Origin of the sequence: Verrucosispora sp. WMMD1129 (genome assembly GCF_029581255.1) — a bacterium.
In the GTDB taxonomy this organism is placed as follows: domain Bacteria; phylum Actinomycetota; class Actinomycetes; order Mycobacteriales; family Micromonosporaceae; genus Micromonospora; species Micromonospora sediminimaris.
Genome location: NZ_CP120741.1, coordinates 6,123,433 through 6,145,871 on the forward strand (window position 1 = coordinate 6,123,433; position 22,439 = coordinate 6,145,871).

Consider the following 22,439-nt stretch of genomic DNA (forward strand, 5'->3'; position numbering starts at 1 on the left):
CGGGTCAGTCGCCCCAGACGTCGCCGAAGCCGTACCCGAGCTGCCGGGACAACTCGTCGGCGGTCCGGCAGGCCGCCGCGGCGAGTTCCGCCACCCGTGGCTCGTCCAGCCGGAAGATCGGGCCGGACACGCTTATCGCGCCGGTGACCCGGCCGTGGCGGTCGCGGACCGGCGCGGCCACGACCCGCAGTCCCTCCTCGCTCTCCTGGTCGTTGAGGGCCCAGCCCTGCTGCCGGACGGTCGCCATCCGGGAGACGAACGTGTCCAGGTCGGTGATCGTGTTGCCGGTCAGGGCGGTGAACGGTGCGGTGGCCAGCGTGGCCCGCAGTTGCGCGTCGTCCTGGTCGATCAGCAGCGCCTTGCCGGCTGCGCTGCACCACAGCGGGATGCGCCGGCCGAGCCGGGAGACGAGCTGCAGGTTGCGGGTGCCCTGCACGACGTGGATGGAGATCGCGTCGAGGCCCTCCAGGACCGACAGGTTGACGCTCTCGCCCTCTTCCTCGGCCAGCCGGTGCACCAGGGGGCGGGCGACGCCGTGCAGATCGAGGCCGGCGAGGTAGCGGGCGCCGAGTTCGAAGACGGTGACGCCGAGCCGGTAGTTCCCGTTCTCCTCGTTGCGATGCAGGAAGCCGGCGTCGGCCAGGGCACGGAACAACCGGCTGGCGGTCGACTTGTGCAGCCCCAGCTCGCGGCTGACGTCACTGACCTTGCGTTCGGTGTCGGTGCCGCGGAAGGCGAGCAGCACGCTGAGCGCGCGGTCCAGCGCCTGCGTGCCGGACTCGCGGGGGGCCGGCCCGTCGTCCGGGCTGGGGTCAGTGGCGTACGACATCTTGCTTCCCACCTTCTCGGTTGCTAGGTTTCATAATATAACTCTAGGACCACAATATGGTCCAGTCCATGACCGGGATCGAGCCGGAACCAGTGAGGCATCCGCATGACTGTGAACCCGATCGACCTGGAAGTCGTCACCGAAGGTCTCATCTCGATCGTCCGGGAGATGCGACAGACGATCTTCCGTACGGCGCACTCGCCGGTGATCGCCGACGCGCAGGACTTCTCGTGCGCGCTGTTCGACCCGCAGGGACAGATGGTCGCCCAGGGCCGGGACATGCCCGGTCACGTCATCGCCATGCCGGCCTCGGTCGCGGAGATCTTCGCCGACTTCGCCGACGAGATGCGTCCCGGTGACCTCTACATCGTCAACGACCCCTATCGCGGCGGCAGCCACCTCAACGACGTCACCCTGATCAGCCCGGTCTTCGTCGACGGCAAGCTCTTCCTCTTCCCCTGCGTACGCATGCACTGGGCGGACATCGGCGGGATGACCCCGGGCAGCGTCTCCGGCCAGGCCACCGAGATCCTTCAGGAAGGGCTGCGGATCCCGCCGATCAAGCTGATCGAGCAGGGCCGACCGAACCGGGCCGCGTTCGACATCGTCTTCGCCAACGTGCGGATGGCCGAGGAACGCCGCGGCGACCTCGAATCCAGCATCGCCGCCTGCCACACCGCTGAACGCCGGCTGCGGGAACTTGTCGCCCGGCACGGCACCGACCTGATCGGCGAATCCGTCGCCGCCAACATGGACCGCACCGAGCAGCGGCTGCGCGCCATGATCCGGGCCCTGCCCGACGGCACCTACCGCTACGAGGACTACCTCGACCTCTACACCGACGGCCACTACGACGCGGCCATCGTCCGCTGTGCGCTCACCGTCGACGGCGACGAGATCGAGGCCGACTTCCGTGGCTCGTCGGCCCAGGTGGCGGCCGTGGTGAACTCCTCGCGGGCGATGACCGTCGCCGGCGTCTTCATCGCGGTCAAGTCGGCACTGGACCCCGGCGGCCTGGTCAACCACGGCGCGTTCCGGCCGCTGCGGGTGCTCACCGAACCCGGCACCGTCGTGCACGTCAGCTATCCGGCCCCGGCCAACGCGCACAGCGAGGTCCGCAAGCGGGTCATCTCGGCCGTGATGGCCGCCCTCAGCCAGGTGGCACCCGACCTCATCGCCGCCGACCAGTTCGGCACCACCTTCCAGAACCTCATCGGCGGCGTCGACGAGCACACCGGGCGGCCCTACCTCTACTACGACTACCCGGCCGGTGGCAACGGCGGATTCCTCGAATCCGACGGGCCCAGCGCGATGAACCCCGTCGACCTCGGCGACATCTCCACCATCCAGTCCGTCGAGCGGCTGGAGACCGAGATACCCATCCTCGTCGAAGCGTGCGAGCTGCGGGCCGGCTCCGGCGGCGACGGGGTGCGCCGCGGTGGGCTCGGCAGCCGCCGGGAAACCCGCCTGCTGGCCAGTGGTGGCGCGTACTCGGTGCAGACCGACCGCACCACCGTCCCGCCGTACGGGCTGCGCAACGGCGGGCCCGGCGCACCCACCGTGACCCACATCCGGCGCGCGGACGGCGAGCGCGTGGACTTCGCCACCCCCGGCAAGGTCGCCGGCTTCCCGATGCGTGCCGGCGACGTACTGGTCATGGAGTCGGCCGGCGGTGGCGGCTGGGGAGATCCGCTGGAGCGGCTGCCCGAGGACGTCGCCCAGGACGTCGCCCAGGAGTACCTGACCGTTGCCGAGGCCCGGCGGCGCTACGGCGTCGAGATCGACCGGGCCGGTCGGGTCGACGCCACCGCGACCGCCGCGCACCGGCAACGACTGCGCGACGAGCGGCGCTGGCTGCGCACCACCGTCACCGCCAACCCGGCCTACACCGGCCAGCGGGGACAGCGACGCCTGGCCTACGTCGCCGCCGGCAGCGATCTCGCCGAGGACACCCTCGTCGAGGTGCACGGCGCACACCCGGCCCCGCTGCGGGCCTGGATCCGGCATGACGCGGCACTGGCCGCGGACGAACTCGCCCTCGACGACGACGGGCTGCAGATTCTCGGCGCCGCCCCGCACGACCGTAGCTACGTGCGGGTGCTCACCGGGGAAGGATGGTCATGAGCAAGGTCTTCCGGGTGCCGCTGCCGCCGGCCCGGGGCGGCGCCACCACCGCTCCGCGGGCACCGCAGCCGACCGCCACGCCGCCACGCTGCGGCATCGTCGCCGGCTGCCTGAGTCCACACCCACCACACCTGATCTACGCCGAGAATCCGCCGCAGAACGAACCCCGCTCCACCGGCGGCTGGGAAACGCTGCGCTGGGCGTACGAGCGGCTGCGCGCCCGCATCCGCGAGGTGCACAAGCCGGACGTGCTCATCGTGCACGCCCCGCACTGGATCACGATGGTCGGTCACCACGTCAACTGTGTGCCGAACCCGCGTGGCATCTCCGTCGAGCCGATCTTCCCGCACCTGTTCCGCTACCGCTACGACTTCCGTACCGACGTCGAACTCGGCGAGGCGATCGCCGACGAGGCCGGCGGCCTCGGCCTGGTCACCCGCAAGCTGCGCGATCCCCGGGTACGCGTCGACTACGCCACCATCGGCGCCCTGCACCTGGCGAACCCGGCCTGGGACATCCCGGTGGTCTCGCTGTCGGCGAACAACAACCCGTACTTCTACTCCGACGCGTCGCTGGAGGAGATGGAGGTGCTCGGCGAGGCCACCCGGCGGGCGGTCGAGGCCACCGGCCGGCGGGCCGTCCTGCTCGCCTCCAACTCGCTGTCGCACCTGCACTGGCACGAGGAACCGGAGCTGCCCGAGGACATGGAGCGGGAACACCCCTACAACAATCACCAGTACCGGTGGGACATGAAACTGCTGGAGGCGATCCGGCGTGGACCCACCGCACCGCTGCGCGAACTCATCCCCGAACACATCGAGGCGACCGCCTCGGAAACCAAGGCCGGCAGCCTCACCTGGATGCTCGCCGCGATGGGCTGGCCCAAGGTCGGCGGCGACGTGCTCGGCTACGGCACGATCATCGGCACCGGCAACGCGGTGGTGGAGTGGCTGCCCGAGGGGAGCCACCATGGCTGACCGGACCGGAATCCTCGCCGGGGCGCTGCTGCCCGGCATGCCCCACCTGCTCGCCGACCAGGCGGCGCCGAGCTGGTCGGCGCTGGCCGACGCGGCCCGCGACGTGGGCGCCCGGCTGCGCCGCCTCGAACCCGACGTGGTGCTGCTGCTGTCGACGCAGTGGTTCACCGTCCTCGGCCACCAGTTCCAGTGCGACCCCAACCCGCGCGGCCAGCACGTCGACGAGAACTGGTACGCCTACGACTACGGTCTGCTCGACTACGACCTGCGGTTCGACGTCGACTTCACCGAACGTTGGGCGGCGCGGGTGCAGGCCGGGGGACTGCAGGCCCGACGGACCCGTTACGACGGGTTCCCGATCGACACCGGCACCATCGTCACCTCCGCGCTGCTCGACCCGGACCGGAAGCTGCGCTGGGCGCAGGTCTCCTGCAACCTCTACGCCGACGCCGACACCCTCGCCGACGTCGGTCGGGCCGGTGCCGCCGCCGCCCGCGACGCCGGTCTGCGCGCCGCGGTCGTCGTGGTGACCGGGATGTCCTCCGGGCTCATCCAACAGTGGATCGAGCCCGGCCAGGACCGCATCGGCGCACCCGGCCACGACCAGTGGAACACCCGGATCCTCGACCTGCTCACCGCCGGCAAGGTCGACGAGGTCCTCGCCGTCCGCGAGGACTTCGCCCGGCAGGCGCAGGCCGACAGCCAGTTCCGGGCGTTGGCCTTCGCCACCGGCGCCGAAGCAACCACCGGCCCGGCCCGACTGCACGCCTACGGCCCGATCTGGGGCACCGGCGGCGCCGTCGTGTCCTGGAACCTGCCAGACCACCACTAGAGGAGAGAGCATGCGGAACATGGCCGTGGGCTTCGTCGAAGCCGAAGGTTTCACCCCCATCTTCGACGCCGTCGACGCGATGGTGAAGGCCACCGAGGTCGAGGTGACCAAGGTGGTCCGGCTCGGCGGCGGCATCGTGGCCGTCGCCGTACGCGGTGACCTGGCGACCGTCGAGGAAGCCGTCGACATCGGCGAGGAGACCGCCCGGGCCAAGAGCCGCTCGGTGCGTTCGATCGTCTTCGCGAGCCCCTGCGACGCCGTCAGCGCGCTGGCGGCCGACCCCCAACTCGTCGGCAACTGACCCACCGGTAAGGAGAACCAGACATGTCCTCCGACATCGCGATCGGAATCGTCGAGACCCGCGGAGTCGTGGCCCTCTCGGCGGGCATCGAAGCCATGATCAAAACCGCGGACGTACGGTGCGTCGGCGTCGAACGGGTCACCAGCGGCTATCTCGCCGTCGCGGTACGCGGCACCCTCGCCGCCGTACGGCAGGCCGTCGCCGCTGGCGAGACCGCCATCCGCGCCCACGGCGAGCTGCGCAGCTCGCAGGTCTATCCCAAGCCGCACCCGAACACCGCGGCGCTGCTCGACAACCCGGAAACCGCCCGGATCCGCGAGGTCATGGCCGGCCTGCACGGAGCGAGCTGATGGTGCTCGGCGAGGTCGTCGGCAAGGTGTGGGCAGACCGGATCCTGACCCCGTTGCAGGGCCGGCGGCTGGTGCTGATCCGGGTCCGGCCGGACGGCCCCGACCTGGTGGCCGTCGACCCGCTGAACGTCGGCGTCGGCACCACCGTGCTTGTCGTCACCGACGAGGCAGCCGCCGCGGTGGCCGGTGAGCCCACCGTCGACGCCGCCGTCGTCGCCCTGGTCGCCGACGCCGGCACCGCCGAGGCCGCCGACACCGCGCCCATCACCGCCTGACCGAAAGGTATGCCTGATGACCGACGGGCTCTGGTCCCCCAGCCTGCTCGCCGGCCGGCCGGCCGGCGAGCCGACCGTGCTGCCGAACTTCGTCAACGGCGAGTTCGACACCTCCGGCACGCACTTCGCCAAGGTCTCCCCGGTCACCGGAGACACCATCCGGTACGTCGCCGAGGCCGACAAGTCCACAGTGGATGCCGCGGTTGCGGCGGCCCGATCGGCGGTGCGTGGACCGTGGGGTCGGATGGGGGAGCGGGAGCGGGCCGCGGTGCTGTACCGGGTCGCCGACGAGTTGGAGCGTCGGTTCGACGACCTGCTGGCTGCGGAGGTCGGTGACACCGGCAAGTCGATCGCGCAGGCACGGACCCTCGACATCCCGCGTGGCGCGGCGAACTTCCGGGCCTTCGCGGAGATCGTCTCGACCGCGCCGGCGGAGTCGTTCACGACGGTGACACCGAGCGGCGGACGGGCACTGAACTATGCGGTGCGTAAGCCCGTCGGTGTGGTGGCGGTGATCGTGCCGTGGAACCTGCCGCTGCTGCTGTTGACATGGAAGGTGGCCCCGGCGCTGGCCTGTGGCAACGCGGTGGTGGTGAAGCCGTCGGAGGAGACGCCGTCGTCGGCGACGTTGCTGGCGGAGGTGATGGCGGCCGCCGGGGTGCCCGACGGGGTCTTCAACGTGGTGCACGGGTTCGGGCCGGGTTCGGCGGGAGAGTTCCTGACCCGGCATCCGGGGGTCGACGCGATCACGTTCACAGGCGAGTCGGCGACCGGTGGAGCGATCATGCGGGCCGCGGCCGACGGGGTGAAGGCGGTCTCGTTCGAACTGGGCGGCAAGAACGCCGGCCTGGTCTTCGCGGACGCCGACCTCGACGCCGCGGTCGCCGGCTCGGTGCGGTCGTCGTTCACAAACGGTGGGCAGGTGTGCCTGTGCACGGAGCGGTTGTTCGTGCAGCGGCCGGTGTTCGACGAGTTCGTGACCCGGCTGGCGAAGCGGGCCGACGAGTTGGCGTTCGGCTGGCCCGCCGACGAGGCGACGGCGAACATGCCGCTGATCTCCCACCAGCACCGGGAGAAGGTGCTGGGCTACTACGACCTGGCCCGCGCCGAGGGCGCCACGGTCCTCGCCGGGGGCGGTGTCCCGAGCTTCGACGACGCCCGCGACGGCGGCGCGTACGTCCGACCGACCGTGCTGACCGGCCTGACGCCCGACGCCCGGGTCAACCGGGAGGAGGTCTTCGGCCCGCTCTGCCACGTGGCGCCGTTCGAGGACGAGGACGAGGCGTTCGCGCTGGCCAACGACAGCGAGTACGGATTGGCCGGCACCGTCTGGACGCGGGACGTGGGCCGGGCGCACCGGGCCGGCGTACGTCTGGACGCGGGGATCGTCTGGGTGAACACCTGGTTCCTGCGGGATCTGCGTACGCCGTTCGGCGGCGTGAAGGCATCGGGCGTCGGCCGTGAGGGCGGCGTCCACTCCCTGAACTTCTACTCGGAGCTGACGAATGTCTGCGTGGATCTGTCATGACTGATGTTGCCCGGGCTGCGGACCTGCTCCGAGGCGCGTACGAGACCGGGAGACCCGTGCCGCCGCTGCGCGGCGAGTTGCTGCCGGCCGGGGATGTCGACGCGGCGTACCAGGTGCAGCAGGCGCAGGTCGTCGCGTGGGAGGCAGCGGGCCGCCGCCGGGTCGGAGCCAAGGTCGGCCTGACGTCGGCGGCAGTGCAGCAGGCGTTCGGCGTCTTCCAGCCGGACTTCGGGGTGTTGTTCGCCGACATGGCCGTCCCGGACGGCGCCGAGGTCGCCCGTGGTCGGTTGCTGCAACCTCGGGTGGAGGCCGAGGTGGCGTTCGTGCTGGGGGCGGATCTGCCGTTCGAGCAGGTGACGGCCGTCGACGTCATCCGGGCGACCGACCACGTGTTGCCGGCGATCGAGATCGTGGACTCCAGGATCGCGGGTTGGGACATCTCGATCGTGGACACGGTCGCCGACAACGCCTCCTCGGGCCTGTTCGTGCTCGGTAACCAGCCCCGGAAGCTGTCGGACGTGGACCTGCGGCTGGCCGGGATGGTGCTCGAACACGCGGGAGAGCCGGTGTCGGTGGGGGCCGGCGCCGCCTGCCTCGGCAATCCGGTGCACGCGGTGGCCTGGTTGGCGCAGACGCTGGCCGTCGCGGGCGCTCCGCTGGTCGCCGGCGACGTGGTGCTCTCCGGGGCGCTCGGGCCGATGGTGCCGGTCACCGCCGGCGCGGCGTACGAGGCACGGATTTCCGGCCTGGGCTCGGTCCGGGCCTGCTTCGAGCTGGGGGAGACGACATGACCACGGGTGTTGCGGTGATCGGGTCGGGCAACATCGGCACCGATCTGATGATCAAGGTGTTGCGGTTGTCGGAGTCGCTGCGGATGGTGGCGATGGTCGGGGTCGATCCGAACTCCGACGGCCTGGCCAGGGCCCGTCGGCTCGGGGTGGCCACGACCGCCGACGGGATCGACGGGCTGCTGGCGATCCCGGAGTTCGCCGACGTGCGGGTGGTGTTCGACGCGACGTCGGCGGGGGCGCACCACCGGCACGCCGCGCTGCTGCGGGAACACGGCCGGCTGGTGGTGGACCTGACCCCAGCCGCCGTCGGCCCGTACGTGGTGCCGCCGGTGAATCTGGACGAGCATCTGGACGAGCCGAACGTGAACATGGTGACCTGTGGTGGTCAGGCGACCGTTCCCGTCGTCGCCGCGGTCGGCCGGGTGACGCCGGTGCGGTACGCCGAGATCGTGGCGTCGATCGCGTCCAGGTCTGCCGGGCCGGGGACGCGGGCGAACATCGACGAGTTCACCGAGACGACGGCACGGGCGATCGAGGTCGTCGGCGGCGCCGAGCGCGGCAAGGCCATCATCGTGTTGAATCCGGCGGAGCCGCCGATGATCATGCGGGACACCGTCTACTGCCTGTGCCCGGGCCGGGACGTCGACCGGGAGGCCGTCGCGGCGTCGGTCGAGGCGATGGTCGCCACCGTCGCCGGGTACGTGCCCGGCTACCGGCTGAAGCAGCGGGTGCAGTTCGACGAGGTCGACGCCCACGTGCCCGCGTTGGGTGCCCGGTTCACCGGCGTGCAGGTGTCGGTGTTCCTGGAGGTGTCCGGGGCCGGGCACTACCTGCCGGCGTACGCCGGGAATCTCGACATCATGACGTCGGCGGCGCTGCGCACCGCGGAGCGGATGGTGGCGTCACGTGCCGGACGGGAGGTGCCGGCGTGACCGGGCTGTACATCCAGGACGTGACGTTACGGGACGGCATGCATGCCGTCCGGCACCAGTTCACCGTCGACCAGGTCCGGTCGATCGCCGCGGCCCTCGACGCGGCCGGTGTCGCGGCGATCGAGGTCGCGCACGGCGACGGCCTGGCCGGATCGAGCGTGAACTACGGGCACGGCGCCGCCTCCGACGCGGACTGGATCGCCGCGGCGGCCGAGACGGTCACCACCGCGAAGCTGACCACCCTGCTGCTGCCCGGCATCGGCACCATCGCCGACCTGAAGGCGGCCCGCGACCTGGGGGTGACAAGCGTACGGATCGCCACGCACTGCACCGAGGCGGACATCTCCGCCCAGCACATCGGATGGGCGCGCGACAACGGCATGGACGTGTCCGGGTTCCTGATGATGGCGCACATGACCGACCCGACGGCCCTTGCCGAGCAGGCGAAGCTGATGGAGTCGTACGGTGCCCACTGCGTCTACGTCACCGACTCCGGTGGCCGGCTGCTCACCCGGGACGTCGCCGAGCGGGTCGACGCGTACCGGCAACGGCTCGACCCGGGCACCCAGATCGGTATCCACGCGCATCACAACCTGTCCCTCGGCGTGGCGAACAGCGTCGCCGCGGTCGAGCACGGCACCACCCGGGTGGACGCGTCCCTGGCCGGACACGGCGCGGGTGCCGGGAACGCACCCCTGGAGGTGTTCGTCGCCGTGGCCGACCTGCACGGCTGGGAGCACGGCTGTGACGTGTTCGCGCTTATGGACGCCGCCGACGACCTGATCCGGCCGGTGCAGGACCGGCCGGTCCGCGTCGACCGGGAAACCCTCACCCTCGGCTACGCCGGGGTCTACTCCAGCTTCCTTCGGCACGCCGAAAGGGCGGCGCAGCGCTACGGGGTCGACGTCCGCTCGATCCTCGTCGAACTGGGTCGCCGCGGCATGGTCGGCGGGCAGGAGGACATGATCGTCGACGTCGCCCTCGACCTGGTGAACGCCGCCACCGACACCGGAGGGGACCGATGAGCACCGTCGACCAACTCGCCGTACGCCTCGACGACGCGGCGACCGGCCGCACCGCGCTCCCGTCGTCCGGGGCCGGGACCGGGCTGGACGTGCCCACCGCCTACCGGGTGCAGCAGGCGGTGGTGGACCGCCGGCTGTCCCGTGGCGAACGTCCCGTGGGGTTGAAGCTGGGGCTGACCAGCCGGGCCAAGATGACGCAGATGGGCGTCGACGAGGTCATCTGGGGCCGGCTCACCGACGCCATGCGGATCCCGGACGGCGGCACCATCAGACTCGGCGACCACATCCACCCGAAGGCCGAACCGGAGGTCGCCTTCCTCGTCGAGGGCGGTGCCATCACGGCGGTGGCGCCGGCGATCGAGGTCATCGACTCCCGGTACGTCGACTTCCGCTTCACGCTGCCCGAGGTCATCGCCGACAACACCTCGGCCAGCGGCTTCGTGCTCGGTGCCTGGCAGCCGATACCGGACGGGATCGACAACCTCGGCGTGCTGCTGGAGGTCGACGGGCGGACCGTCCAGATCGGCTCGACGGCCGCCATCCTCGGCGATCCGCGCCGGGCGCTGTCGGACGCGGTCCGGCTCGCCGACGCCAACGGTGTGGACCTGGCCGACAACTCGGTCCTGCTCGCCGGTGCGGCGACGGCCGCCGTACCGTTGCGCGCCGGATCACACGTGCGGGTCACCGTCGAGCAGCTCGGCACGGCGTCGCTGCGGGTCGGGTCATGACGGGCGGGAGCGAGGCGGCCATGGGCCACGGGGGAGTCGTGCCGGGCATGGCCACGCCACGCGGCCGGTTTCCGCACGTCAAGCTCGCCGGCGATCTGATCTTCGTCTCGGGCACGTCGAGCCGCCGGCCGGACAACACAATCGTCGGCGCGGCCGTGGACCCGATGGGTGTCACCGACCTCGACATCCGCGCGCAGACCCGCGCCGTCATCGAAAACATCCGCGACATCCTGCACTCGGTCGGCGCCGACCTGACGGACCTTGTCCAGCTCACCACCTACCTGGTCAACATGAACGACTTCGGTGGCTACAACGAGGTCTACGCCGAGTACTTCGACGAGACCGGCCCCACCCGCACCACCGTCGCCGTACACCAGTTGCCGCACCCGCACCTGCTCATCGAGATCCAGGCGGTCGGCCGGCGGCGGCCATGACCTGTCGACGCCAGCGTCCCGAGGCCGCCCAGGGGAATGGTGAAACCATCGTCCTAGGACGGGCTGGCCGTTGTGGGGGGCGTCACGGCAGGTAGCGGAGACCCGGACACCTGCGCGAAGTTGTGCAGGGGCATGGCAACCGGCATCCGCGACGGCTGCGAACGGGCACTGGCGCATCGCCCGGCCCGCTGCGCACCAAGATGATCTACGGTGGCGGTCGAGGAGCGCGGATGATGTCACGACCCGGGGTGCAGCGTGCGCTTATCGCTGCCGTCCAGGTGCTCAGCCTGGCGGTGTGGTTCTCGGCCTCCGCCGTGGTGCCGGCGCTACGCGAGTCGTGGCAGATCAGCGCCGCCGCGTCCGTCTGGCTGACCGCGTCCGTCCAACTCGGGTTCGTCGCCGGTGCCGTCACGTCCACCGTGCTGAACCTGGCCGACCGGATCAGGCCGCACCTGCTGATGGCCGGCTGCGCGACGTTGGCCGCCGCCTGCACCGGCGTCTTCGCCCTCACCGTTGACGGGCTGGCCGGGGCCGTCCCGCTGCGCTTCCTCACCGGTGTCTTCCTGGCCGGGGTGTACCCGGTCGGCATGAAGCTGACCGGGTCCTGGGCGCCGCCGGCCCGCCGAGGGCTCGCGTTCGGCGTCATGATCGGCGCGCTGACCCTCGGCTCGGCGCTGCCGCACCTGATCGGGGGGCTCGGCGACCTGCCGTGGCGCGGCGTGATGGGCACCGCTGCCGGCTGCGCGCTGCTCGGCGCGGTGGTGGCCGTGACCCTGGTGCGGGAGGGTCCGCAGTTCGCCCCGGGCACGCCACCGCGTCCGTACCCCCGGTACGCCCTGGCGATGTTCGCCCAGCGTGGTCCCCGGTTGGTGAACCTGGGCTACTTCGGACACATGTGGGAGCTGTACGCGCTCTGGACCTGGCTGCCCAGCTTCCTGATCGCGGGTACGGCCGCCCGGACCGGCCGCGACGGTGTGAACGTCAGCCTGCTCGCGTTCCTGGCCATCGGCCTCGCCGGAGTCGCCGGATGCCTGGCCGGCGGGTGGGCCGCGGACCGATTCGGGCGACCCCGGGCCGCGTTCACCGCCCTGGTGGTCAGTGGTGCCTGCTGCCTGGCCTCACCACTGTTCTTCACCGCGCCGCCCGGCGCCGTCGTGCTGCTGGGCGTGGTGTGGGGTGCCGCGGTCATCGCGGACTCCGGCGTCTTCTCGACCGCCCTGAGCGAGGTCGCCGACAGGCGGTACGTCGGAACCGCGCTCACCGCGCAGACGGCCATCGGGTTCGCCCTGACCGTCGTCACCATTCAACTCGTCCCCGTGCTGGCCGACGCGGTCGGCTGGCGTTGGGCGTTCCTGCTGCTCTCTCCGGGCCCGTTCGTCGGCGCGCTGGCGATGCGCGCCTTCGGCCGTCAGCCCGCTCGCGCCTGAGCAGCGGAGAGGCTGCCGCCGTCCGGCTGGCAGGCGGCTGGCCGACTGTCGGTCATCGTGCGCGAGGTAGGGCGGCGGTGGTGACCGCGCGCCCGGCCTCGTCGTGCGCGGTGACCGTCGGCGGCCGGCGGGAGCCCCAGACCACGATCAGATGACCGTGGTACGGGACGGGCAGGCGACGGTCGGCGACCCGTAGTTCCGTGATCCCAGAACCGACAAGTATCTCCCCCGCGTGCACCCACCGGCTGCCCCATGGCAGCGGGCGCCGGGTGTCGCGGAGGGCACCGGAGCTTCCCTCCACCACCACGTCATGCGGCGCGAGGCCGACGCGGGCGCGTTCGAACTCGTCCGCCGTCAGGTCTTCGCCGCTGGACGACGCGCTGCCGCCGAGCTGTCGCCAGGTGCCGCGACCGTCGACGGCCAGCAGGTGTGTCTCGTCCCAGTGGCAGCCGACGCCGCGACGGAGAAACCGGGTGGCGGCGATGTCGCCATCCACGTCGACCGCGATCGGCGCGAATCGGCGACGCCGGCTCAACCGCACCGGGCGGTCCGGCAGACCCGATCTGATCAGACGCAGGCTCTCGGCCTGACTGTCGTACGCCACCCGCCGACCGTATCGGCGTGGAGGCGCGTTGTGCAGCGTGCGACCGTCTGCGCCGGCCGGAACAGCCTCGACCTGGAGGAGGGGACGACAGCGTACGTCGCACTTGGTCAATCGGTGGAAATCAGATCTCGTCGTCGCTCTTTCGCCCAGACTGGCCGGGTGAGCGCTCCACCGCCGTTGCGCCGGTCCCGTTGGCTCCGGCCGGTCATGCCCGGCTCTCGGGTCACCCGGCTGGAGCTGTTCTTCGACCTGATCTTCGTTTTCGCGTTCCTCAACGTCGCTGGGCTGGTGTCGGCCGAGGTGACCACGCAGGCGGTGCTGTCCGGCGTGGTCGTGCTGGCCCTGCTCTGGTGGTGCTGGACGACGTTCGCCACGCTGGGCAACCTGGTCCGAGCCGACTACGGACTGCTGCCCATGTTCGGGCTCGGCGTGATGGCCGCCGCGTTCGTACTGGCCATCGCCATCCCGCAGGCGTTTCTCAACCAACCCGACGACCTGACCGGCCCGGTGGTCTTCGCCGTCGCCTACCTGGTCTTGCGGGCCCTGACCCTGGCCGCGTTCCTGTACGCGCTCAGCGCCGCCGGTCGCAGCCGTCGACAACTCATGCTGATCAGCCTGCCAGCGGCGTTGGCGGCAGTGCTCGTCGGGTTGGCGGCCTCCGTGAGCCGGTGGGTGCCGGCGGTAGCCGTCCTCGACGTGCGTCTCGGGTTGTGGGCCGCCGCCCTGTTGGTCGAGTACTCGGTCGGCCTGTTCCTGCCGTACACCCGATGGGCCGTCGCCTCGGCCGGGCACTGGGCGGAGCGGCATTCGCTGATCGTCATCATCGCCCTCGGGGAGGCGGTCATCTCCCTCGGGCTCGGCCCGGGCCGGTTCGACCGGCTCGCCCTGACCACCACGGTGATCACCGGATCCGTGCTCGGCATCGCGCTGCTCGCGACGCTGTGGTGGCTGCACTTCGACACGCTGCTGCCGAGCGTCGAGCAGGCCATGCACGGCACCCGGGGTCCGGAGCGGATCACCCTTGCCCGGGACGTCTTCTCCTACCTGCACTTCGTCAGCATCGTCGGGATCGTGGGGACCGCCCTCGGGCTGAAGTTGGTGCTTGAGGCGGTAGCCATGCCCGAGGCCGAACCGTTGCCCTGGCCGGCCGTCACCATCCTGTACGGTGGCGTCGCCCTCTATCTGCTGGCGGGCGTGGCCGTCGCGGCGCGGACGTTTCGCCGGCTGCGGGCCACCACGCTGATCGCCGCAGTGGTCGTCGGCCTGCTGGCGGTGCCGGCGGCCGCGCTCACCCCTCTCGTCGCGCTGGCCGTGCTGGTGTCGGTCTGCGGTGCCCTCGTGGTGATCCAGCGGTTCAGCGCCGCCGACGCGCGGGCACGGATCAAGGCCTCGGTCCACGCGGAGGAACGGGCGGTCGAAGTGGCGGCCAGCGAGTGGCGCCGCCAGCGTCTCTGACCTGGCGGCGGTGAACCACCGGTGTGCCCATGTCGGCGACGGGCGCTGCCATCTCCCGTTGGCAGGGCGCGAGGCGTTGGATGGGTGATTCGGTCGCGACCTCGCGGGTACCCGGTCGGGATGGCACGAGCACCTTCACCGGAGGACATCTACGGCAGCGCCCGCGCCGAGGGCGAACGGCGACTGTCCAGCAGCGCTCTGGAGCAGGCATCCACCGGGTTCATCGCCGGGGTCACAATCGTGTTCGGCATCGTGGCGCTGGGCGTGGCCCGGGAACTGGCCGCACCCGACTTCGCTTCCGGCGTGGGGCAACTGGTCGGCGCGCTGGCCTTCGGTATCGGCCTGGTCTTCGTGGTGGTCGGACGCACCGAGTTGTTCACCGAGAACTTCTTCGACCCGGTCGCCGCCGCGGTGGCCCGTCGGCGGCTCGGCGCGCTGTGGCCGCTGGCCCGGTTGTGGCTGCTGGTGCTCGTCCTGAACTTCGCCGGCGGTGCTCTGATGGCCGCCGTGTTCACAGTCCCCGGCACGCTGCCGGGCCGAGCCCACCACACCCTGGCCCTCGTCGCCGAGGAGATCGCCGCCAAGGACGGGCTGGCGACCTTCACCCGGGGCATCGCCGCCGGAACCCTGTTGACCCTGCTGTCCTACCTGCTGCATGCCGTCGAATCGGTGGGCAGTCGGATGCTCCTGGCCTACGTGGTGGGGTTCTTCCTCGCCCTTGGCCCGTTCGATCATGTCGTGGTCTCCGGGCTGCACCTCTTGTTCGGTATCTGGCTGGGCGCTCCCGTCTCCTACCCGGATCTTGGGCTCAACATCGTCCTCTCCGGTGCCGGGAACCTCCTGGGCGGCCTGCTCCTGATGACGCTGACCCATGCGGTCCAGGTCAAGGGCAGCGGCTGAGGACGGTCAGCTGCGGCCCCAGGGCGTGGTCGGTTGCAGGACCGCCTGTTGCAGGGCGGCGGTTCGCCACCTTGTGACCTGCTGATACTCGGGATCGGCGACCATCCGGCTGAAAGCCGTCCGGCTCGGGTACCGCACCAGCAGCACCGCGTCCCATGCCTGGCCCTCCTCGGCGACCAGGGCCGGTCCACCGTCACCGGCGTAGAGCACCTCGCCGCCGTGGCGGGGCAGGAAGGTCTCGCGCAGCGCGGCGGCGTACCGTTCGTACGACACCCGTCCACCGTCGGCGAAACGCAGCAGGTTGAGCATCACCACAGGCGCCTCGGGGTCGGTGGCGAGGAACTCCTTCAGATCCCGACCGGTCGGGTCGACGGCCATGTTCGCGTCTCCTTCAGTTGCGGGTGGCGACATCAGACCACAGACCTCGGTGGCGGGAGAACCGCCCGCCGGCCTGGCCGGGGTACCCGGGTGTCAGGGCCGCCCGGGTACTGGTGCGGTGGGCCGGGCAGTTCCTGGTGGCGGAGCATGGACGGTGATGTCCTGGGTGACGGAGGCGACCCGGAGGCCGTTTTCGGTGAAGCGATCAAGCACTCTCCGGGTGACCTGGTCCTTGACCTGTCGGGCTGCGCGTACCGGCACTACGAACCGGGCGGACAGCTCGATCCAGTTGGGGGTGGCACGGATGAAGACCCGAGGATCCACCTCGGCGTCGGCGACCGGGTAGCGGTGGCGCATCTGCTCGATGGCGCGCTGCGCCTCGGCGGTGGAGGAGATGTTCTGTGCCTCTTCGCACAGGATGCGCTCCGCCAGGTGCCAGTCCGCCTCGTAGGGGACCGGCAGGGTCAGTTCCTCCCACAGATGGTCCAGCACGGTGCTGCTGTTGAACACCGGCGCGGTGAACACGAAACGGTTCGACAGGGACACCACGCGCCCGGTGTACTGGCGGCCGCGGATCCAGGACTCCGGGTCTGAAGAGGAGCCGCTCTCCAGGATCCGGGTACGTAGTGGGGTGATGTCCAGGACGTCGCCGCGTACGCCGCACATCTGGATGCGGTCACCGACGCGGAACTGCCGGCCGGTGAGGATGCTGACCCAACCGGCGAATGCGCCCAGGACCTCCTGCAGCGCCAACGCGAGGCCGGCGGCGAGTAGACCGAAGACCACACCGACCCGTCCGGCGAACGGCCTCCACAGCAGCGCCAGCGCGAACAACAGCGCTACGACGGTCAGGTAGTGCACCGCCTTGCGGAGGTAGTAGCGGTTGGTGGTGTCCTTCACCTTGACTGTGGCCAGCCGACCAGCCAGGGCGGCGACGACGACAGCGAGCAGGGCCAGGACGACGCTGGTCACGAGTCGACCGTTCACGCTGCTCGTGTCCCACAGTATTTCCAGGAACCGCGCCATGGTGCTGCCCATCGTTCTCGGCGGCCGACCGATGTGTGTCCGTCGCGTCTTCACCTTAGGCAGCCGCCGACGGGGGATTCGCGGAATGCGCGACACACCATCCGTGCCGGTCGGGCGCGGCGTCAATCGCTGTGGTCGGCCCCGTCGTGGATCTCGGCCTCCTCGGGCTCGACGACTGGTGGTGGCGGTGGCACGGGGGTCAGGGCAGCGGCGACCGGTGCCGGGCCGGTGACGCGTTGCCCATTGCCGAAGTCGAAGGTGACAGAGGCGTGCTGCCCGGAGCGGAGAGACTCGTCCAGATCGAGGAGTTGAAAGTACCGGCCGGATTGTTCGTTGAACCGCACGAAGCTCAGCGGCGGGAGTTCGATCCGAGCGGGCCCGGTCGCTGGTTGCGGCACCCCGCTCTGCGGCGATCCGTCGGGGGAGAGGGAGGCGTTCGGGCTGGCGGTGGTGGGGCGCGGAGATGCTGCGTCCGACCGGGGAGGGATGGGTCGGTCAGCATCGACGATGACGACCTCGCGGGCGTCCTGCGTGGTGACGGTCACCGTGACCGGCCCCTTCGAGTCGTTGTAGATGACGGCGCTGAGCAACGCGTTCTCGCCGGCGCGGTAGCCATCAGCGCCCGGAAACTCGATGAGCAGACCGCGAACCGCGTACTCGCCGTTGTCGGCCATGAGGTTGACGCCCTGGATGGAGGGCTCCTTCTCGGCCGTCTCCGCGATCTGCCCCGCGCCGCATCCGCCGAACAGCAACACGACCAGTGCCGTGCCGGGCAGCGACGCCCACCGGAGCGTTCTGGCCGGTCGCGTCACGGTGCCTCCTCGCGGTTCCGCGCTCCGTCTCGGTGCTCCGCGTTCCGTTCGCGACCGCGGCGACAAACCCAGCCTAATGCCGCTCGACCGGGCCGGTGCGCGGATCCAGGTGGCTCGCCTACCGCCAGCCTCGCCGCGATCGGCCGGGCCGATCGCGGCATCACCCGCCGGCATCCGACGTGGCCGGCCGGACCGGGACAGGCGTCAGGGGCGTTCCCAGAAGTCCGGACCGATGGGCTGGCGATAGTCGGAACTGGCGACGAAGAAGCCCTCGTCGTCGACCTCGATGGGCAGCTGCGGCAGCGGCCGGCTGGCCGGCCCGAAGACGGGTCGCGCGTTGTCGGTGATCAGAAACTGGGACTGATGGCACGGGCAGAGCAACCGGTTGGTCTGTTGCTCGTAGAGGCTGGCGGGGCAGCCGGCATGGGTGCAGATCTTGGAGTAGGCGATGAAGTCGCCCCACATCCAGTCCTGCTTGCCGGCCCGACGGTTGTTTTCCCGTGCGGCGAGGGCATCCTCGGCGCGCAACCGGATGAGCAGCGTGACCGAGTCGGCGTACTGGTTGCTGACGCCGTGTGGGATGCCTGGGAACACGGTGACCTGGCCGCCGGGTAGCACGTCCAGCGGCCGGACGGGCCGCAGGTCTTCCCGAACGAGCCGGATCCTGGTGACGGCGCCGTTGTCGTCGGCGGGGGCGAACCCGGTGCGGAACAGTTCCCGGTTGTCGTGCGGGTCCCTGATGAGGCCGCCGACCAGGGGAGCGGCGACGACCGCCCCGACCGGAACCAGACCCGCGAGCAGGGACACCCCGAGCACGGGGCGCCGTTTCACGCCCAGCTCGTCGGCCATGTACAACATGGTCTGGCCGGTGATGCGCCGATCGGCGGCGGGTACCGGCTCGTCGTGCCGGTCCTGGATCGACACCTCTTTCGGCAGCAGTCGCTTGCCCCAGACCAGGATGCCGAAACCCAGCGCGAGCAGCGCGACGCCGAGGGTCAGACCGAGCAGCGGGGTGTAGTACTCCTCGATGTCACCCACCAGTCGATACCGCCAGGGCCACCAGATGTAGACGATGAGGAAGGCCGTGGCGGACAGCCCGGTGACCAGGAAGAGGGCGGCCACGGTGCGGACCAGTCGCCGTTCGGCCCTGGAACCGGCGGCCACCTGCGGTTCGTAGTGGACGATCTCGATGTCATCGCGGCGCGCACCCTCGCGAACCACCTCGAAGCGAGCCAAGCCGGGGTCGTCGACGTCCGTCGGCTCGCGGCCGTGTCGTTCGGTACCGGTGTTCACGACTTACCCGCGATCCACAGACTGGCGAACACCAGGGCGATGATGCCGACAAGGAAGATCGCCAATCCTTCGGTGGACGGGCCGTAGCGGCCGAGGTTGAAACCGCCCGGGTCGCGATCGTCCTGCACGACCTGCTGGATGTAGGCGATGATGTCGGCCTTCTGCTCAGGGGTCAGCTGACTGTCGCCGAACACCGGCATGTTCTGTGGACCGCTGAGCATCGCCGCGTAGATCGTCCGATCCGACGCCGGGTACAGACTCGGCGCGAACTTGCCGGAGGACAGGGCACCCCCGCCGCCGCCGAAGGCGTGACACTGCGAGCAGTTGATCCGGAACAATTCTCCGCCCCCGGCCAGATCGGCGTCGTTCAACTGTTCGTCGACGCTGTCTGGCACCACCGGGCCTCCGCCGATCTCCTGGATGTAGGCCGCCAGCTGACGGACCTCCTCGTCGCTGTACTGCGGTGGCTTGCGCAACGCCTGCGCCTCCTGCCGCGCCAGTGGCATCCGCCCGGTACCGACCTGAAACTCGACCGACGCCGCGCCCACCCCCACCAGGCTGGGCCCGCGCCCCTCGACACCACCGGCGCTGCGTCCGTGGCAGGTGATGCAACCGACGTTGAACAACGCCTCACCCTGCGCGGCGGCGCCGCTGAACCGAGGCTCCTCCTGCGCTCGCGCGGCGGGCGCGAAAGTCGCATACACCCCGCCGGCCAGCACCAATGCGGTCAAAAGCCGGGCTGCGGCTCCGAGACGCCGACGGGCCCTGCTCATCGAACGTACGACAATCCGGCGGCTCGGCCTTTGCCGGCCGGATCGGCCCCGACGATCAGTCGCCACGCCGTCTCCTGTGTCCGAGGGTGAGCCGGGGCACCGACGGACCTGCCGATCATCGTGCGAGCAGAACCGGCCCCACCGCAGACTAAGAAGTGAGCAGCGGGTGCACGCCAGTTTCGGTCAGTCCGTCCCTCCCAGGCGTTCAGTACCGGTCGTCGAGGATCTCCTTCATCTGGTTGATCTCCTCCTGTTGCGACCGGACGATCTGGTCGCACAGTCGTACGATCTCGGGGTCGGTGATCTGGGATTCCTGGCACACGAGGATGGCCCGGGAATGATGGGGGATCATGGATTTGAGGAAGGCTTCGTTGCCCACGAACGGCTCCGTACGCACGGCCGCGAACCCGCCCACGAAGAGCACGCCCAGCGCGATGTAGAGGGCGATGTTGAGACGCCGGACGGCGAACATCTGGTGCATGACGCCCATCATGATGAGGCCCATGGCGGCCACCATGATCAGCGACATGTAGAAGTTGCTGAGGTTCAGGTAGAAATCCGACCAGCCGCGAATCTGGGACAGCGTCAGGACGAACATGACCGCCAGGCTGATCACTAGGACCAGCCCGAACCGAACGTAGTTCTGCTTCATTTTCCCTCCGCCAGCCGGTCGGGCAGTTTCACCCACTATCTGGTGGTAAGAAACCATACGCGCTTACGGGCGGCTGGTCCGGCCGCCGGGCAAGCCGGACCGGACGGTCGACGGTCCCGCCCGGCGGACGTGGGTCGACCGGATCCAGCTGTGATAGGCGGCCAGGTCGACGTTGCTGCCGCAGACGATGATGGCGACGTGCCGGCCGGCGAACCGGTCAGGATCTTCGAGGATCGCGGCGACGCCGAGCGCGGCTGACGGTTCGGCGACCAGGCCGGCCTGGTCGAGAAGCATCCGCATACCGGCGATGATCGAGGTTTCCTGGACGAGGATGGCGTCGTCGGCGACCAGGAGCAGGTCGTCCAGGACGGCCGGGATGGGTCGCCGGCCGGCGACGCCGTCGGCGATCGTGTTGATCGATTCGGTGGTCACGACCGCCCGCTGGTGCCAGGAGCGGGTCATCGCTGGTGCGCCCAGCGGCTGGACGCAGAGAACCTCGACATGGGGGGCCTGTTCCTTCAGGACGTGCCCCACTCCCGTGGCCAGCGCGCCACCGCCGAGCGCGATCAGCACAGCGTCGAAGGACGGCGCGGTGTCCACCAGTTCCAGGCCGATGGTTCCCGCGCCGTCGCAGGTCTCGATGTCCAGGCTGTCTTCGAGGAGCCGGATGCCGCGCTGCCGGGCGATGGCTGCCGCCCGGTCGCGGGCCAGCTCGTGATCGCCGTCGACCAACTCCAGCCTGGCGCCCAGGGCCCGGATGCGATCGAGCTTGGCGACGGTCGCCCGGCGGGTGGCCACGACGGTGACGTCGAGTCCTCGACCGCGACCGGACCAGGCGAGGGCCTGGCCGAGGTTGCCCGCGCTGGCGCACACCACCGCGTGTTGTCCGTCGTCTGCGAGCTGACTCGCGACCAGTTCGGTGCCGCGGGCCTTGAAGCTGCGGACCGGGTTCGCTGTTTCGAGCTTGATGCTCACGGCACACCCGAGTTCGGGCTCCAGCGGCTCGCATCGGTACAGCGGAGTGTCGAGGAAGACCGGGTCGATGGTCCGTCGGGCCGCCCGGATCCGGGCGGTGTCCAGGCGGGTCTTCGGCACGACCGATCAGCGTAGCGGTGGCCGGCCGCTGCGTGGGGGCACTCGGGTGCCGGATTTCTTTCACGGTTCTGTCAGGCAGCGGTATCGGGCCGACGGGTCCGGCAGAGTTGCGGACGCTGGCCTTTACCTGTGGAGGGTGGGCGTTGACCTTGACGCGTCACGGAACGGACGACTCGACCAGGGATCGGCAGGCGGACGGACCAGTGATCCGTGTGCGCGACCTGGCGAAGACGTATCCCGTGCCGGGTGGTGAGTTTCCCGCGCTGACCGGGGTGGACATCTCTGTGGAAGCCGGCGAGTTCGTCGCGGTGGTAGGTCGATCGGGCAGCGGCAAGACGACACTGTTGAATCTGCTCGCCGGGATCGACCGGCCGACCGTCGGGGAGATCAGGGTGGCCGGAATCGCCCTGCACGACGTACCCGAGGCCCGGTTGGCGGCCTGGCGGGGGCGCGCGGTCGGGTTGGTGTTCCAGTTCTTCCAGTTGCTGCCGACGCTGACCGTCGCGGAGAACGTGATGCTGCCGATGGACTTCTGCGGCACGGTACCGGCGCGCCGCCGCCGGCCGCTCGCGCTGGAGCTGTTGAGCCGCGTCGGCATCGCCGACCACGCCGACAAGGTGCCGGCCGGGTTGTCCGGCGGGCAGCAGCAGCGGGCCGCGATCGCCCGGGCTCTGGCCAACGACCCGCCGGTCATCCTGGCCGACGAACCGACAGGCAATCTCGACAGCTCCACCGCCGAAGCCGTGCTCGGACTGTTCCGGGATCTGGCTCGCGCCGGCAAGGCCGTCGTCATGGTCACCCACGAGCGCGACCTTTCCGGGTACGCCGACCGTCTGGTCACGCTCGTCGACGGACGGGTGGCGGAGGACGTGGCGGTCTCAGCGTGATGCGGCCACGC

At 70.4% G+C, this 22,439-nt stretch carries 25 protein-coding genes; 16 read left to right on the forward strand and 9 right to left on the reverse strand.

The window, feature by feature from the left end:
- Positions 1 to 4 precede the first annotated feature (4 nt).
- A complete protein-coding gene (locus O7624_RS28420) occupies positions 5 to 829 on the reverse strand; it encodes an IclR family transcriptional regulator (protein ID WP_232511381.1) in 825 nt (274 codons plus the stop codon).
- A 105-nt stretch (positions 830 to 934) separates the two neighbouring features.
- On the opposite strand from O7624_RS28420, the gene O7624_RS28425 reads away from it, so the two are divergent.
- From O7624_RS28425 to O7624_RS28485, 13 genes are all read left to right on the forward strand, one after another.
- On the forward strand, positions 935 to 2,953 hold the full coding sequence (locus tag O7624_RS28425; RefSeq protein WP_282238041.1) for a hydantoinase B/oxoprolinase family protein: 2,019 nt from the start codon (positions 935 to 937) through the stop codon (positions 2,951 to 2,953).
- Positions 2,950 to 3,930, forward strand: a complete 981-nt coding sequence (locus tag O7624_RS28430) for a tRNA U-34 5-methylaminomethyl-2-thiouridine biosynthesis protein (RefSeq protein WP_282238042.1) — start codon at positions 2,950 to 2,952, stop codon at positions 3,928 to 3,930. The genes O7624_RS28425 and O7624_RS28430 overlap by 4 nt, the downstream gene beginning before the upstream one ends.
- On the forward strand, positions 3,923 to 4,762 hold the full coding sequence (locus tag O7624_RS28435; protein ID WP_093408681.1) for a 2-amino-5-chlorophenol 1,6-dioxygenase subunit alpha: 840 nt from the start codon (positions 3,923 to 3,925) through the stop codon (positions 4,760 to 4,762). Before O7624_RS28430 ends, O7624_RS28435 begins: the two co-directional genes overlap by 8 nt.
- Before the next feature lie 10 nt (positions 4,763 to 4,772).
- A complete protein-coding gene (locus O7624_RS28440) occupies positions 4,773 to 5,063 on the forward strand; it encodes a BMC domain-containing protein (RefSeq protein WP_093408679.1) in 291 nt (96 codons plus the stop codon).
- 23 nt (positions 5,064 to 5,086) lie between these two features.
- A complete protein-coding gene (locus tag O7624_RS28445) occupies positions 5,087 to 5,413 on the forward strand; it encodes a BMC domain-containing protein (RefSeq protein ID WP_093408676.1) in 327 nt (108 codons plus the stop codon).
- A complete protein-coding gene (locus O7624_RS28450) occupies positions 5,413 to 5,688 on the forward strand; it encodes a EutN/CcmL family microcompartment protein (RefSeq protein WP_282238043.1) in 276 nt (91 codons plus the stop codon). The genes O7624_RS28445 and O7624_RS28450 overlap by 1 nt, the downstream gene beginning before the upstream one ends.
- A gap of 16 nt (positions 5,689 to 5,704) precedes the next feature.
- Positions 5,705 to 7,216 (forward strand): 2-hydroxymuconic semialdehyde dehydrogenase, encoded by a 1,512-nt coding sequence (locus O7624_RS28455; protein ID WP_282238044.1) that lies wholly within the window; start codon positions 5,705 to 5,707, stop codon positions 7,214 to 7,216.
- Complete coding sequence (locus tag O7624_RS28460) at positions 7,213 to 8,007, forward strand: fumarylacetoacetate hydrolase family protein (protein ID WP_282238045.1); 795 nt, start codon at positions 7,213 to 7,215, stop codon at positions 8,005 to 8,007. The genes O7624_RS28455 and O7624_RS28460 overlap by 4 nt, the downstream gene beginning before the upstream one ends.
- The gene (locus tag O7624_RS28465) at positions 8,004 to 8,939 is read left to right on the forward strand and encodes an acetaldehyde dehydrogenase (acetylating) (protein ID WP_282238046.1); all 936 of its coding nucleotides are present in this window, start codon (positions 8,004 to 8,006) and stop codon (positions 8,937 to 8,939) included. The genes O7624_RS28460 and O7624_RS28465 overlap by 4 nt, the downstream gene beginning before the upstream one ends.
- Positions 8,936 to 9,964, forward strand: coding sequence for a 4-hydroxy-2-oxovalerate aldolase (dmpG, locus tag O7624_RS28470; RefSeq protein WP_282238047.1), 1,029 nt, complete (start codon positions 8,936 to 8,938; stop codon positions 9,962 to 9,964). The genes O7624_RS28465 and dmpG overlap by 4 nt, the downstream gene beginning before the upstream one ends.
- Entirely contained in the window at positions 9,961 to 10,692 is a 732-nt protein-coding gene (locus tag O7624_RS28475; protein WP_282238048.1) for a fumarylacetoacetate hydrolase family protein, read from the forward strand. The genes dmpG and O7624_RS28475 overlap by 4 nt, the downstream gene beginning before the upstream one ends.
- A complete protein-coding gene (locus O7624_RS28480) occupies positions 10,689 to 11,126 on the forward strand; it encodes a RidA family protein (RefSeq protein WP_282238049.1) in 438 nt (145 codons plus the stop codon). The genes O7624_RS28475 and O7624_RS28480 overlap by 4 nt, the downstream gene beginning before the upstream one ends.
- Positions 11,127 to 11,356: 230 nt before the next feature.
- Positions 11,357 to 12,553: an MFS transporter gene (locus O7624_RS28485; protein ID WP_282238050.1), complete on the forward strand. Its 1,197-nt coding sequence runs from the start codon at positions 11,357 to 11,359 to the stop codon at positions 12,551 to 12,553.
- Between the two features lie 52 nt (positions 12,554 to 12,605).
- On the opposite strand, the gene O7624_RS28490 is transcribed toward O7624_RS28485, so the two are convergent.
- On the reverse strand, positions 12,606 to 13,157 hold the full coding sequence (locus O7624_RS28490; RefSeq protein WP_282238051.1) for a hypothetical protein: 552 nt from the start codon (positions 13,155 to 13,157) through the stop codon (positions 12,606 to 12,608).
- A 159-nt stretch (positions 13,158 to 13,316) separates the two neighbouring features.
- On the opposite strand from O7624_RS28490, the gene O7624_RS28495 reads away from it, so the two are divergent.
- Together O7624_RS28495 and O7624_RS28500 are read left to right on the forward strand one after the other, a co-directional pair.
- Positions 13,317 to 14,612, forward strand: a complete 1,296-nt coding sequence (locus O7624_RS28495; RefSeq protein WP_282238052.1) for a low temperature requirement protein A — start codon at positions 13,317 to 13,319, stop codon at positions 14,610 to 14,612.
- A gap of 120 nt (positions 14,613 to 14,732) precedes the next feature.
- A complete protein-coding gene (locus O7624_RS28500) occupies positions 14,733 to 15,512 on the forward strand; it encodes a formate/nitrite transporter family protein (RefSeq protein WP_282238053.1) in 780 nt (259 codons plus the stop codon).
- 6 nt (positions 15,513 to 15,518) lie between these two features.
- Here the strand turns inward: O7624_RS28500 and O7624_RS28505 are convergent, their stop codons facing one another.
- From O7624_RS28505 to O7624_RS28535, 7 genes are all read right to left on the reverse strand, one after another.
- Complete coding sequence (locus O7624_RS28505; RefSeq protein WP_282238054.1) at positions 15,519 to 15,890, reverse strand: DUF1330 domain-containing protein; 372 nt, start codon at positions 15,888 to 15,890, stop codon at positions 15,519 to 15,521.
- A 93-nt stretch (positions 15,891 to 15,983) separates the two neighbouring features.
- Entirely contained in the window at positions 15,984 to 16,862 is an 879-nt protein-coding gene (locus O7624_RS28510; protein WP_282238055.1) for a mechanosensitive ion channel family protein, read from the reverse strand.
- A 176-nt stretch (positions 16,863 to 17,038) separates the two neighbouring features.
- On the reverse strand, positions 17,039 to 17,728 hold the full coding sequence (locus tag O7624_RS28515; RefSeq protein ID WP_282238056.1) for a hypothetical protein: 690 nt from the start codon (positions 17,726 to 17,728) through the stop codon (positions 17,039 to 17,041).
- 204 nt (positions 17,729 to 17,932) lie between these two features.
- Positions 17,933 to 19,021 carry a Rieske 2Fe-2S domain-containing protein gene (locus tag O7624_RS28520; RefSeq protein WP_210934845.1) on the reverse strand — a complete coding sequence of 363 codons (1,089 nt, stop codon included), beginning with the start codon at positions 19,019 to 19,021 and terminating at the stop codon, positions 17,933 to 17,935.
- Positions 19,018 to 19,794, reverse strand: coding sequence for a cytochrome c (locus O7624_RS28525; protein ID WP_210934846.1), 777 nt, complete (start codon positions 19,792 to 19,794; stop codon positions 19,018 to 19,020). The genes O7624_RS28520 and O7624_RS28525 overlap by 4 nt, the downstream gene beginning before the upstream one ends.
- A 205-nt stretch (positions 19,795 to 19,999) precedes the next feature.
- Positions 20,000 to 20,446 carry a DUF305 domain-containing protein gene (locus tag O7624_RS28530; RefSeq protein WP_282238057.1) on the reverse strand — a complete coding sequence of 149 codons (447 nt, stop codon included), beginning with the start codon at positions 20,444 to 20,446 and terminating at the stop codon, positions 20,000 to 20,002.
- A 63-nt stretch (positions 20,447 to 20,509) separates the two neighbouring features.
- Positions 20,510 to 21,541, reverse strand: a complete 1,032-nt coding sequence (locus O7624_RS28535) for a pyridoxal-phosphate dependent enzyme (RefSeq protein WP_282238058.1) — start codon at positions 21,539 to 21,541, stop codon at positions 20,510 to 20,512.
- 203 nt (positions 21,542 to 21,744) lie between these two features.
- Between O7624_RS28535 and O7624_RS28540 the strand changes: the two genes are divergently transcribed.
- Entirely contained in the window at positions 21,745 to 22,428 is a 684-nt protein-coding gene (locus O7624_RS28540; RefSeq protein ID WP_282238059.1) for an ABC transporter ATP-binding protein, read from the forward strand.
- Positions 22,429 to 22,439 lie beyond the last annotated feature (11 nt).